A 12,870-nucleotide genomic window follows, 5' to 3' on the forward strand; every position below is an offset into this window, starting at 1 on the left:
AAGGGGGTTATAACTTTAGTATCATTTTTCAATTTTCTCCTTTTTATAGAAAAGCGTGTTTTTCATATTCTTTAACCTGGTAAAGGCCTTTTCATTAAAACTTTTCTTTTCCTTTGGAACCTGTTTTTTAGAAGGGTCATACATCATACCTGTGCAAAGGCACATTTTTCTTTCTGTACGGGTTAAGATGTCATAATTTTTGCAGGTTTGACAACCCTTCCAGAAACTCTCATCATCGGTTAATTCTGAAAAAGTCACCGGCTGGTACCCAAGTTCATAATTGATTTTCATTACAGCCAGACCTGTGGTGATTCCAAAAATTTTAGCATCGGGATACTTCTTCCTGGAATGTTCGAATACCGCTTTTTTGATCGCTTTTGCCAGCCCCTGATTTCTGAAATCGGGATGTACTATCAATCCGGAATTGGCAACATATTTTTCATGTCCCCATACTTCGATATAGCAAAAACCTGCAAATTTATCCCCTTCCAGCGCTATAATAGCGTTGCCATTTGCCATCTTGGTTAGAATATATTCTGGAGTTCTTCGGGCAATTCCGGTTCCACGAACCTTTGCCGAATCTTCAATAGTATTACAAATGATCTCTGCGTATTGCGCATGAGAGTTATTAGCAATGTTAATCTTCATCTTCTGAGAAAATTAGTGATAAAAAAAAAGCGATTTTGTTTTTCGAGAGGGGAACCGGACTCACCTAAGTTCCATAAGGATTATACACGCCTAACGCGCGGCAAAAAATTGCGTAAGGGGAAACGTTCAGAGAAATTTCTGAAAGTGGAATATGTAAAAAATGTAAGTTGGTTTTTCAAAATATGTAAAATTCAAAATAAAAATATCAATACGAAGTGTTTGCTGCGGTTACCTAATGGAACGGCGGCGGGGGTATAATACTATTATTTGTTTATTTGAATTCACATTTCAAATGTATAAAAAAAATCGTACTATCCTCCTTTTTTAACTTTTAAATTAAAAACTGAAACAAATCAGGTTTATCATTGAGGTACTGCCCGTAGAAATTTTTAGCTTTCATTCTACCTACCAGTTCATCAAAATCTGCAGGATCTTTCAGTTCAATTCCTACCACTGCAGGCCCATTTTCCTTGTGATGTTTTTTTGAATATTCAAAATGAGTTATATCATCATCCGGACCTAAAATATCGGCAACAAACTCCTTCAGGGCTCCAGCCCTTTGTGGAAAACGTATGATGAAATAATGCTTCAACCCTGCATAAAGCAGCGCCCGTTCCTTGATTTCAGCAGTTCTGGTAATATCATTATTACTGCCACTTACAATGCATACTACATTTTTCCCTTTGATCTCCTCCTTAAAAGAATCCAACGCAGTGATGGCCATTGCGCCTGCTGGTTCTACCACGATTGCATCCTTGTTATATAAATCCAGAATGGTTTGACATATCTTTCCTTCAGGAACGGTAACCATATCATCAAGACAATCCCTGCAAATAGCAAAATTCCTGGCTCCAACTTTTTGGACCGCAGCTCCATCCACAAAGCGATCAATCTCTGAAAGCTCCACCACTTTTCCTTCTTTTAAAGAAAAACTCATCGAGGGAGCACCTTCCGGCTCAACACCTATAATTTTTGTATTTGGAGATAACTGTTTAAAAACCGAAGATAATCCGGCTAAAAGTCCGCCCCCACCTAGTGGTGCGAAAACGTAATCAATAGGTCCTTCTGCCTGTTCCAGAATTTCAAGTCCAATGGTTGCCTGTCCTTCGATCACTTTTTCATCATCAAAGGGATGAATAAAAACCAGCTTGTTTAAATCTCCGTATTTAACAGCATTTTTATAGGCATCATCAAAAGTATCTCCTTTTAAGATCACCTCAACCCACTCTCCACCAAACATTTCTGTTTGTTCCACCTTTTGTTTTGGAGTTGTTACAGGCATGAAAATCACTCCTTTAGTACTTAATTTATTACAGGCAAAAGCTACACCCTGCGCATGATTTCCTGCACTTGCACAAATAACCCCTTTATCCAGTTGCTCCTGAGAGAGGCTGGAAATTTTATTGTAAGCACCTCTTATTTTATAGGACCGAACCTGCTGCAAATCTTCTCTTTTCAGGAAAATATTGGCCGCATATTTTTTAGAGTACGTAAAAGATTCACCCAAAGGGGTTTTAACCACTACTTTGGAAATGCGTTCTGCTGCTTTCTTTACAGCCTCTAAAGTTGGCGTATAGGTTATGGAATTATCCAGTAGCGTGCTCATTAATGTAAGTTTTTCATTGCCGTCATCGCTTCTCTAAGCTCTTTCCCAATTTTCTCAACCGGATGATTTCTTATGGACGCATTCACCGCAATTAGTTTTTTATTATCTACAGCAGTACCGCCGTTCACATATACCTTACCTATTAACTCCGGTTCCAGCCCCGTTATGTAATCCTGGATAAGCGGCTTGCAGGAATGATCGAACAGGTAGCAACCATACTCTGCAGTATCTGAAATTATCCTGTTCATTTCGTATAACTTCTTTCGTGCGATGGTATTTGCAATAAGCGGAGCTTCGTGTAATGATTCATAATAAGCCGATTCTTCAATGATCCCGGCCTCGGTCATGGTTTCAAAAGCGAGTTCTACCCCGGCTTTCACGAAGGATATCAATAGCACTCCTTTATCAAAATAATCCTGTTCATCTATAACTTTAGAGGTGGCTTCGGTTTTTTCAAAAGCAGTATTCTCGGTTGCTGCGCGCCACTCAAATAATTCCTTATCATCATTTGCCCAATCCTTCATCATTCTGGAGCTAAAATCTCCGGAAATGATATCATCCATATGTTTCCTGAAAAGCGGGCGCATTTTCACTTTTAATTCTTCAGAAATTTCATTTGCCCGGATCTTTGCCGGATTTGAAAGCCTATCCATCATATTTGTGATCCCACCGTGTTTCAAGGCTTCGGTGATGGTTTCCCAGCCATACTGAATGAGTTTTGCAGCATAGGAAGGGTCAATCCCATCTGCAACCATTTTATCAAAACTTAAAATGGAGCCTGTTTGTAAAACTCCGCATAAAATGGTTTGTTCTCCCATAAGATCCGATTTTACTTCGGCTACAAAAGAAGATTCCAATACTCCCGCCTTATCACCGCCGGTTGCAACTGCATAGGCTTTTGCCCACTCCATACCTATTCCCTGCGGATCGTTTTCCGGATGGACGGCAATAAGAGTTGGCACCCCAAAACCGCGTTTATATTCCTCCCTTACTTCTGTTCCGGGACATTTTGGAGCCACCATAATTACAGTGATATCCTTTCTTATCTTCATTCCTTCCTCAACTATATTGAATCCATGGGAATAGGAAAGCACCGCATTTTCCTTAATAAATGGCATAATCGTATTTATTACCGAAGTATGCTGTTTATCGGGAGTGAGATTGATTACCAGATCTGCATCCGGGATCAAATCCTCATAAGTGCCTACTTTAAAGTTATTTTCTGAAGCATTTTTATAGGACTGGCGTTTCTCCTTTATAGCTCCCTCCCTTAGTGCATAAGAAATATCCAGGCCGCTGTCACGCATGTTTAATCCCTGATTAAGACCCTGAGCTCCACAGCCAACAATGACAATTTTTTTGTTTTTTAATGCTGAAACCCCTTCGGTAAATTCATTTGAACTCATCAATCTACATGTTCCCAACTGGGCTAATTGTTCACGTAGCGGCAGGCTGTTAAAATAATTTTTCATCTGTTTATTTATTGTTTTAGAAGTCATATGTAACATCCATATAATAATTTCCCTGCGTGAGAAAATTTTTCCAATAGACGTTTTATGATACTGTATTTGTATTAAATTTTTCAAGGATCTCTGAGATCTGCATTTCATTCTTGGACACTGCAATAGTTCCGGAACGCACGAATTGCATCAATCCATAGGGTTTTAATTTCTCGTATAAATTTTCTGTTTCCTGACGTTTTCCTGTTTTCTCTATCACGAAAAACTTAGGCGTAACGGTAACTATCCTTGCATTGGTTTCTTTTATAAAATCCTGAATGTTGAGATCTTCAACAAAATCTGCCGATCTTATTTTGTAAAGCGCTGTTTCCTGATAGATCAATTCTTCATCGGTATGATAAAAAGCCTTGATCACTTCAATTTGTTTCTCTATCTGGCCAACGATCTTTATAACTTTTTCTTCGGTTACATTCACCACAATAATAAAACGCATCACTCCATTTACTTCGCTTTTTGAAGCGGTGATGCTTTCTATATTGATATGTCTTTTCAGGAAAATTGCAGCAATCCTGCTCAACAATCCTATATTGTTTTCAGTATAGACCGAAACTGTGAAATTTTTCTTTTCCATTATTCCAAACGTATTTCTGAAACTGCTGCTCCTGTGGGGATCATAGGAAAAACATTTTCTTCTTTTTCAACTTTTACCTCCAGGAAATAAGGCTCATTGGCCTCGAACATATCCCGTACAGCATCTTTTAACTGTGACCGCTCTGTCACCTGGTTGGTTTTTATATGATAGCCTTTTGCGATAGTGATAAAATCCGGGTTCACGAGTTCTGTGGAGGCATAGCGGCGTTCAAAGAACATTTGCTGCCATTGCCGCACCATTCCAAGGAAACCATTGTTTAAAAGCACTATTTTTACCGCCGATTTGGTTTGAAAGATGGTCCCCAATTCCTGAATGGTCATCTGGTAACCGCCATCTCCAATAATAGCAACCACTTCACGGTCCGGACAGCCCATTTTTGCACCCAGAGCTGCAGGAAGCGCAAATCCCATGGTACCTAATCCGCCCGAAGTCACATTGCTACGGGACGAATTGAATTTTGCATACCTGCAGGCAACCATCTGATGTTGTCCAACATCTGAAACTATAATGGCATCTCCTTTAAAACAGGTATTGATCTCATCGATCACCTCAGCCATTTTTAATTCTCCTTCACTCGCGTTAAGTTCATGTTTTATGACTTTATCATATTCTTTGGCGTAGTAATCTTTGAATTCCTGGTGCCACGCAGTATGTTCATTTGGTTTTAAGAATTCAAGTAATAGTTGAAGCGTTTCCTTCACATTCCCTAAAACAGGAATATCTGCTTTTACATTTTTATTGATCTCTGCGGGATCAATTTCAAAATGAATAACCGTTGCCTGCTTTGCATATTGTTCCAAATTTCCCGTTACCCGGTCGTCAAAACGCATTCCAATCGCTATTAAAACATCACATTCATTGGTAAGCATATTCGGGCCGTAGTTTCCATGCATCCCAACCATCCCCACATTCAAAGGATGCTTTGTTTCTAAAGCAGAAAGTCCTAAAATAGTCCAGGCCGCGGGAATTCCCGATTTTTCTACCACCTGCTTAAAAAGCGCTTCTGCCTCTCCAAGAATAACCCCCTGCCCAAATACAATAAGTGGCTTTTTAGCCTGGTTCATAGCTTCAGCAGCACGTTGAACAGCTAAAAGATTCACTTCAGGAAACGGGGTATAACTCCGTATCCCTGAACATTTTTTATAGCTGAAATCCATTGAGGCAAACTGGGCATCCTTGGTGATATCTATTAATACCGGCCCTGGCCTTCCGGAACGAGCTATATAAAATGCTTTTGCAAATACTTCAGGGATTTCTGAAGCTTTTGTGATCTGGTAATTCCATTTAGTAATTGGAGTTGAAATTCCAACAATATCGATTTCCTGAAAAGCATCGCTTCCCAGCAAATGAGATCCCACCTGGCCTGTGATACAAATAAGCGGCGTAGAATCTATTTGGGCATCGGCAATCCCGGTGATTAAATTGGTAGCTCCCGGTCCCGAAGTGGCTATTGCCACGCCCACTTTTCCCGTAACCCTGGCATATCCCTGAGCTGCATGAGTAGCTCCCTGTTCGTGACGGGTAAGCACGTGATGTAGCTTATCCTGGTATTTATACAATTCATCATATACGGGCATAATTGCACCTCCGGGATACCCGTAAATGGTATCAATCCCTTCTTCCAGCAAACATTTTATCACCGCTTCCGCACCGGAAACGGTTGTGGTGGAATGAATGGTTTTCTTTTCAAAATTAGCTGTTTTCACTTCCATAATTCAACTTGTTAAAATTCATCGGTCACACATCCTCGGGAGGCCGATGAAACTGTTTTTGCATATTTGTACAACACTCCATTGGTATATTTTAAAGCCGGAGCTTTCCAGTTTTTCCTTCTTTTTTCAATTTCTTCGGAAGAAAGGTTCACCTCAATACTATTGGTTTCGGCATTTATGGTTATTTCATCTCCGTTTTCAACCAATGCCAGCAAACCGCCTTCCTGAGCCTCTGGTGTAATGTGGCCAACCACAAATCCATGGGTTCCTCCAGAAAATCGTCCATCGGTAATCAAAGCAACCTCTTTTCCTAAACCAGCGCCCATAATAGCTGAAGTTGGCTTTAGCATTTCAGGCATTCCCGGGCCTCCTTTTGGCCCCTCGTACCGAATGACAATCACCTCTCCTTTTTTGACTTTCCCTGCAGAAATCCCATCATTGGCATCATACTCACTGTTAAAAACATTTGCTGTTCCCGTAAAAACCAAACCTTCCTTTCCGGTTATTTTTGCAACCGATCCTTCTGTGGCTAAATTGCCGTACAACATTCTTATATGCCCCGTTTTCTTAATAGGGTTGCTCAAAGGCCGGATCACATCCTGATCATGGATAAGCTCCGGAACTTCTTTCAGGTTTTCTGCAAGGCTCTTTCCCGTGACGGTGAGGCAATCACCATGCAAGAGTCCTTCCTCCAGCATATATTTTAATACTGCCGGAATCCCTCCTATTTTATGAACATCTTCCATGGCATATTTTCCGCTGGGTTTTAGATCGGCTAAAAAGGGAGTGGTATCGCAAATTCGCTGAAAATCTTTCAAGTTAAAATCTACTTCAGCAGCTCTTGCTATTGCCAGAAAATGCAGTACGGCGTTTGTAGAACCGCCAAGGACAGTAATCAACCTAATTGCATTCTCTATAGACCTTTTAGTAACGATGTCCCTGGGTTTGATATCTTTTTCTATCAATAAACCTATCGCCTTTCCGGCTTGTTCGCTTTCGATTTGTTTCTCTTCTCCCACTGCAGGATTGGAAGAATTATAAGGCAATGCCATCCCTAAAGCTTCAATGGCAGAAGCCATAGTGTTTGCGGTGTACATTCCTCCACAAGCTCCGGCTCCCGGACAGGCTTTTTCGATTATAGCATCATATTCTTCCTTGTCGATATCTCCGGCTGTCTTCGCTCCCCAGGCTTCAAAGGCAGAAACCACATCGAGTTTCTTTCCATTATGGCATCCTGAAGCGATTGTTCCTCCATAAACAAGAATGGCAGGCCTGTTTATGCGTAGCATAGCCATAAGTGCACCCGGCATATTTTTATCGCAACCTACAACGGTTATAAGTGCATCATAAGACATCGCATGAATCACCGTTTCTATAGAATCGGCTATTATATCACGGGAGGGCAAAGAATAACGCATCCCGGGGGTTCCCATGGAAATCCCATCACTCACTCCAATGGTATTGAAGATCAAACCTACGAGTCCGTTTTCATTACTTCCCTTTTTTACCAGTTTGGCAAGGTCATTAAGGTGCATATTACACGGATTACCTTCGTATCCGGTACTTGCTATGCCCACAAATGGCTTTTTAAAGTCCTCTTTGGTAAGGCCTATGGCGTGCAACATGGCCTGTGCTCCCGGCTGGGAATCGCTTTGAGTTAATATTTGGCTGTATGTATTCTTCATTATTTTTTTAGAAATATGTTATAAAACTACTTTCTTAAAAGAAGCTTGTGAGAATTATTTAAAGGCTTCGATTACTCTCAATCATAAAATATGAACACTAAAATATTGATTTCCAGTTATTTAAGCTGTATTTATTTACGGCTTCTGAGTCTATAAAACAATGGGGAAATTTTAAAAGCTTCATTGATTTCTGAGAAGAAATCAATCGATAACGATCTGCGGAAATTGACAACATCAATTACCCTGTAGCAAGTTAACGAGGTATATAAAAGGAAGAAATAATAAGAATTTTGATGAAATCACGCCCGAGTGGGATCAGAGGGCATCTGGGGATTAAGCCCTTTTGTGGGATTAAAAAATATATTAAGTAAAATTTAGTAAGCAGCGCTTTATTATTCCTTTAATTTTGCAGATAATGAAAACAGAAATAAGGAATAAATATACAGAAGGCAGGATTTTCAATTCTCTTTTAAGTTTAGCGCTTCCCATTATTTTTGCGAATATCCTGCAAACAACCTATCAGCTCATCGATACTTTCTGGCTGGGAAGGTTAGGCGCCAATGCAGTAGCTGCAGTGAGTTTAAGTTTTCCTGTCCTTTTTCTCGTTCTATCTCTTGGAACAGGATTAACCCTGGCGGGAACCGTTATGGTCTCTAATTATAAAGGAGCCGATAATCAAAAAATGGTGGATTTCAGTTCGTCCCAAAGTGTTTTCCTGATTTTTATTATTTCCGGTCTTCTGGCCGTTCTAAGCTATTTTTCAGCCGGACCTTTAATGAATATCATTGGTGCCGGGCCTGAAATCTATGATGATTCTGTAGCCTATTTTAAGGTTTCCTCCTTTGGATTTATCTTCCTTTTTATGTTTTTCATTTTTCAGTCCCTAATGCGGGGGATTGGAAATGTGATGCTTCCTGTTTATATCATCCTTATTACCGTATTTCTTAATCTGGTATTGGATCCTCTGTTTATTTATGGATATGGGCCCATTCCGGGTTATGGAGTTGCCGGTGCTGCCTGGGCAAGTGTGATCACCCAGGGGATATCTGCAGTGATAGGGATTGCCATTTTACTGCGGGGAAAACACGGCATAAAGATTAGCTTTTCTTCTATGTATTTTGATATGAAAAGTCTTCGGAAGATATTCAATCTTGGGTTCCCTGCCAGTGTGGAACAATCTACCAGAGCATTGGGAATGACGATGATGGTTATTATCGTTACCAGTTTTGGAAGCGAGATCGTCGCGGCTTACGGGATTGGGGCCAGGATTTTGAGTCTCATCGTTATTCCAGCGCTGGGATTAGGGATTGCAACTACTTCCCTGGTAGGCCAGAATATTGGCGCACGAAAAATTAAAAGAGCAGAACAGGTTGCCAATTTGAGCAATAAGATCGCTTTCTTTGGACTTACCGGTTTAGGAATTATCCTGTTCCTCGTTGCTGAACCTTTAACAGCCTTCTTTATTCCAAACGATCCGGACGTTATTAAGGACGGAGCCTTATTTATAAAAATTATGGCTCCAAGTTTCGGGCTGTTGGGAGTACAACAGGTCATGAACGGAACTTTTAACGGGGCAGGATTCACCAAGGCTTCCATGCTTATCTCGATTATGAGTTTGTGGGTTGTCCGGTTTCCGCTGGCTTATGTGCTTTCCTATAACACTTCTCTGGGATATGAAGGCATTTGGTGGTCTTTTCCTATCTCCAACCTTATAGCTGCCATTGCAGGATATATCTATTTTAAAATGGGATACTGGAAGATACGGGCTTTTAGGATGAGGGATTAAAAATGATACTGCCGCAAAATTGGAGGACTTTGCGGCAGGTTTATATTTTTGGGTTTAAGCTTCTTAAAACTAATTCTTCCGTTTCAGGGAATAAAGATCCTTCCTTCGGTCTTTCATATTCCGTACACTTCCAAAAGCATGTAATTCCTTCAGGAGATCCAGATCCACATCTACAAGGAGCGTGCTTTCGGTATTGGGAGTTGCTTCAGCTTTGATCCCGTTCACAGGAAATGCAAAATCTGAAGGGGTGAAAACCGCACTTTGTGCATATTGAATATCCATGTTGTTTACTTTGGGCAAATTCCCTACAGATCCCGCAATAGCGACATAACATTCATTTTCTACCGCCCTGGATTGGGCGCAAATTTTAACCCGGGAATACCCGTTCTGGGTATCGGTCATAAAAGGTACGAAAAGTATATTCATCCCTTCTTCTGCCAATAAGCGGGGAAGTTCTGGAAATTCAACATCGTAACAAATCAACACGCCAATTTTACCGCAATCTGTATCATAGGTTTCAAGGATATTTCCTCCCTTCATTCCCCACGCAGATTCTTCAGCCGGGGTAATATGCAGTTTTTCATATTTTTCATAACTACCATCCCTTCTGCAAAGAAATCCTACATTATGCATATGTTCCCCTACTACCTGAGGCATACTTCCTGTGATGATATTTATATTATAATTCATTGCAAATTCCCGGAAAGTTTCAAGCAACCTGTCTGTATAAGAAGATAGTCCGCGAATTGCTTCCGCTTCATTCATATGATTAAACTGCGCCATCAAGGGAGCATTGAACAATTCCGGAAACAGGATAAAATCACTTTGATAATCGCTCACTGCATCTACAAAAAATTCTATTTGAGAGACCAAAGAATCATAATCTTTAAACAGTCGCATTTGCCATTGTACCAATCCCAGTCTAACTACTGTCTTCTTGGTATCGATAAGCTTTTTCTCTTTGGTGTAATAGATATTATTCCATTCCATTAAAGTTGCAAATTCCATGCTATCCTCGTCTCCCGGCAAATATCCTTTGATCACCTTCTTTACGTGAAAATCATTGGACAGCTGAAATGATAAAACAGGATCGTGTATTTCCTTCAGCTTTACCTTGTCAATATATTTTTTTGGAGTTAGTTCTTCAGCATAACCTGCGTAATTCGGGATACGACCGCCAAAAATTATGGCTTTTAGGTTTAGTTGTTCGCAAAGTTCCTTTCTGGCCTCATACAATCTGCGGCCCAATCTCATTCCACGATAATCCGGATGTATAAAGACATCTATTCCGTAAAGAACATCCCCTATCTTGGTATGCGTTGAAAAATTTTCTCCTCCAATTATGTCCTCATATTTATGATTTGCGTCGAATTTATCATAATCTACAATTATGGACAAAGCACAACCAGCAATTTTACCATCGATCTCAATACAAAACTGACCATCGGGAAATTTATTGATAAGCGTTTTGATCTCAGCCTTGCTCCAGTATTCATCGGCCATTGTTTTATAGCTTTTGATCATGGATATCTTCAATTGCTGATAATCCTTTAATCTTAAATTCCTTAATTCTATTTTAGCTGAATCTATCACGTACGTATTTAATTAGTAGGCTGCGAAGATACTCAGGAAATCATTTATTCTGAAGATTCTCAGGTTAAAATAAGTTAAAGCCGGTAAAGCTGAAGAAAAAACAGAAACTTTTGAGCTTTGCTATGAATTAAAAAATAACCGAAAAGAAAGTTCCCGACATATTTAAAAGCCAGAAATATCCGGAATTCCGAAGAAATTTCGCCCTAATGCGATGGGAGCATTAAGGAATTAAACCCTCAATGAGGGGGATTAAAATCTACAAAAAGGCCAGCGTTGCTTTGGGTTGCGAAGCAAAGAAGCTTGAACTAGAAACTTACCATCTTATTTTTAACTGCGAAAAGAACCAGCCCTACCCTGCTTTTTAATTCCAGCTTTTGAAACAAAGCTTCCCGGTAACCGTCAATGGTTTTTGGGCTAAGGTTCATCTCATCAGCAACTTGCTTATACGTGCGTTCACTACAGGCCAAATTGATAAATTCAATTTCCCGCTGACTAAAATTCTTAAATGTTTTTTGTTCCTTAGGACATTTAAGTGCTTCAGAAAAATCTTCATTTAAATAATAGCCGGAATTGCTTACACAATTAAGTGCAAAAAAGAATTCATCAGGCTCTATATCCTTCAACAAATACCCTCTACAACCGGTCTTTATCATTTTGATAATGATCTCTTCCTCGTGCTCCATAGTTAAAGCCAGCACTTTTTGCGAAGGATACTTATCCTTAAGCCACTCCATAGTCTCAATGCCATTCAAAACCGGCATTCGAATATCGAGCAAGACTATGTCCGGATGTTTTTTATTGGCCAAAAAATAATCTATTAGTTCCTGTCCATTCTTAAATACCGAGAGGACTTCGTATTCCTGAAAAGAATTCACAAGCCCCTTTAGGGATTGTGCAAAAAGATTGTGGTCATCAACAATCGCGATCGTTTTGTTCATTTTGATGCTATTTCCTTGATTGGATAAAGTAAATATAAAGAAGTTCCCATAGTTTCAGAAGATTTTAAACTAAAGTCTGTTTGAATAAGTTCTGCCCTACTTTTCATATTCAAAAGGCCGGAACTTTTTTGTACTTTCTCTGTGTTAAAACCGGTTCCATTATCTGATGCCTGAATTTTCAAGGCTACAGGAGTATAACAAAATGATATCTCTAGTTTTTCCGCTTTTGAATGTTTAATCGCATTGCTACAAAATTCCTGAAGGATCCGGAATAGGATAATAGCATCTTTTTGAGGGAGCTCTATGCTTTCTCCTGCACTATGAAATTCTGTTTCTAAAATATTTAGCCTTTTAAATCTGGAAAGTTCATTTTTAACCGAAGCTTCCAAGCCCGCATAATGAACAACTTCGTTATTCAGGGATTTGGAAAGGGAACGTACTTCCTGCAGGGAATTTGCAACCACCGCTTTAATTTCGGCTATAGCAGATTTTCCCGGCTCTTCAGTTTTCCCGGCAAGCATATTAAGCTGCATATTGGCCACAGACAATAATTGCCCAATATTATCGTGCAGTTCCCAGCCTACATTCTTTAAGGTTTGTTCCTGTATTTCCAGTTTAGATTGGGTGAGTTCCTTTTCGAAACGTTTTTCAGCTTCAAATTTTTCATAAATAAGCTTATTTTTTCGCTTTTGAAAGGTGATAAAAAATACGATCCCGAAGGTTGTCAGGAATAAAATGACCACAATAAAATAAACTATAAGTATAAGTTCTTCTTTTGCCAGCATATTTT

At 39.7% G+C, this 12,870-nt stretch carries 10 protein-coding genes; 1 reads left to right on the forward strand and 9 read right to left on the reverse strand.

Annotated features, from left to right (window positions below):
* Positions 1 to 21 precede the first annotated feature (21 nt).
* The 6 genes from GILLI_RS02955 to ilvD form a co-directional block, all read right to left on the reverse strand.
* Positions 22 to 648, reverse strand: coding sequence for a GNAT family N-acetyltransferase (locus GILLI_RS02955; RefSeq protein WP_006987640.1), 627 nt, complete (start codon positions 646 to 648; stop codon positions 22 to 24).
* 331 nt (positions 649 to 979) lie between these two features.
* Entirely contained in the window at positions 980 to 2,254 is a 1,275-nt protein-coding gene (ilvA, locus tag GILLI_RS02960) for a threonine ammonia-lyase IlvA (RefSeq protein ID WP_006987641.1), read from the reverse strand.
* Entirely contained in the window at positions 2,254 to 3,726 is a 1,473-nt protein-coding gene (gene ilvC / locus GILLI_RS02965) for a ketol-acid reductoisomerase (protein WP_006987642.1), read from the reverse strand. The genes ilvA and ilvC overlap by 1 nt, the downstream gene beginning before the upstream one ends.
* An 82-nt stretch (positions 3,727 to 3,808) precedes the next feature.
* The gene (ilvN, locus tag GILLI_RS02970; protein WP_006987643.1) at positions 3,809 to 4,345 is read right to left on the reverse strand and encodes an acetolactate synthase small subunit; all 537 of its coding nucleotides are present in this window, start codon (positions 4,343 to 4,345) and stop codon (positions 3,809 to 3,811) included.
* A complete protein-coding gene (gene ilvB, locus GILLI_RS02975; RefSeq protein WP_006987644.1) occupies positions 4,345 to 6,078 on the reverse strand; it encodes a biosynthetic-type acetolactate synthase large subunit in 1,734 nt (577 codons plus the stop codon). Before ilvB ends, ilvN begins: the two co-directional genes overlap by 1 nt.
* A gap of 11 nt (positions 6,079 to 6,089) precedes the next feature.
* Entirely contained in the window at positions 6,090 to 7,763 is a 1,674-nt protein-coding gene (ilvD, locus tag GILLI_RS02980) for a dihydroxy-acid dehydratase (RefSeq protein WP_006987645.1), read from the reverse strand.
* 415 nt (positions 7,764 to 8,178) lie between these two features.
* On the opposite strand from ilvD, the gene GILLI_RS02985 reads away from it, so the two are divergent.
* A complete protein-coding gene (locus GILLI_RS02985; RefSeq protein ID WP_006987646.1) occupies positions 8,179 to 9,549 on the forward strand; it encodes an MATE family efflux transporter in 1,371 nt (456 codons plus the stop codon).
* A gap of 69 nt (positions 9,550 to 9,618) precedes the next feature.
* On the opposite strand, the gene GILLI_RS02990 is transcribed toward GILLI_RS02985, so the two are convergent.
* The 3 genes from GILLI_RS02990 to GILLI_RS03000 all read right to left on the reverse strand — a co-directional run bounded on the left by GILLI_RS02990 (position 9,619) and on the right by GILLI_RS03000 (position 12,865).
* Positions 9,619 to 11,142: a bifunctional GNAT family N-acetyltransferase/carbon-nitrogen hydrolase family protein gene (locus tag GILLI_RS02990; protein WP_006987647.1), complete on the reverse strand. Its 1,524-nt coding sequence runs from the start codon at positions 11,140 to 11,142 to the stop codon at positions 9,619 to 9,621.
* Positions 11,143 to 11,447: 305 nt separating this feature from the next.
* Positions 11,448 to 12,080: a response regulator transcription factor gene (locus tag GILLI_RS02995; RefSeq protein WP_006987648.1), complete on the reverse strand. Its 633-nt coding sequence runs from the start codon at positions 12,078 to 12,080 to the stop codon at positions 11,448 to 11,450.
* Positions 12,077 to 12,865 carry a sensor histidine kinase gene (locus GILLI_RS03000; RefSeq protein WP_006987649.1) on the reverse strand — a complete coding sequence of 263 codons (789 nt, stop codon included), beginning with the start codon at positions 12,863 to 12,865 and terminating at the stop codon, positions 12,077 to 12,079. The genes GILLI_RS02995 and GILLI_RS03000 overlap by 4 nt, the downstream gene beginning before the upstream one ends.
* Between the last annotated feature and the right edge of the window lie 5 nt (positions 12,866 to 12,870).

It is taken from the genome of Gillisia limnaea DSM 15749 (assembly GCF_000243235.1).
Taxonomy (GTDB): Bacteria; Bacteroidota; Bacteroidia; order Flavobacteriales; family Flavobacteriaceae; genus Gillisia; species Gillisia limnaea.

What these genes read in the sequence shown, in the direction of transcription:
- ilvA (WP_006987641.1), bottom strand. Translation starts at nt 2,254, where the DNA reads ATGAGCACGCTACTGGATAATTCCATAACCTATACGCCAACTTTAGAG.
- GILLI_RS02955 (WP_006987640.1), bottom strand. Translation starts at nt 648, where the DNA reads ATGAAGATTAACATTGCTAATAACTCTCATGCGCAATACGCAGAGATC.
- GILLI_RS02995 (WP_006987648.1), bottom strand. Translation starts at nt 12,080, where the DNA reads ATGAACAAAACGATCGCGATTGTTGATGACCACAATCTTTTTGCACAA.
- ilvB (WP_006987644.1), bottom strand. Translation starts at nt 6,078, where the DNA reads ATGGAAGTGAAAACAGCTAATTTTGAAAAGAAAACCATTCATTCCACC.
- ilvD (WP_006987645.1), bottom strand. Translation starts at nt 7,763, where the DNA reads ATGAAGAATACATACAGCCAAATATTAACTCAAAGCGATTCCCAGCCG.
- GILLI_RS02985 (WP_006987646.1), top strand. Translation starts at nt 8,179, where the DNA reads ATGAAAACAGAAATAAGGAATAAATATACAGAAGGCAGGATTTTCAAT.
- ilvN (WP_006987643.1), bottom strand. Translation starts at nt 4,345, where the DNA reads ATGGAAAAGAAAAATTTCACAGTTTCGGTCTATACTGAAAACAATATA.
- GILLI_RS03000 (WP_006987649.1), bottom strand. Translation starts at nt 12,865, where the DNA reads ATGCTGGCAAAAGAAGAACTTATACTTATAGTTTATTTTATTGTGGTC.
- ilvC (WP_006987642.1), bottom strand. Translation starts at nt 3,726, where the DNA reads ATGAAAAATTATTTTAACAGCCTGCCGCTACGTGAACAATTAGCCCAG.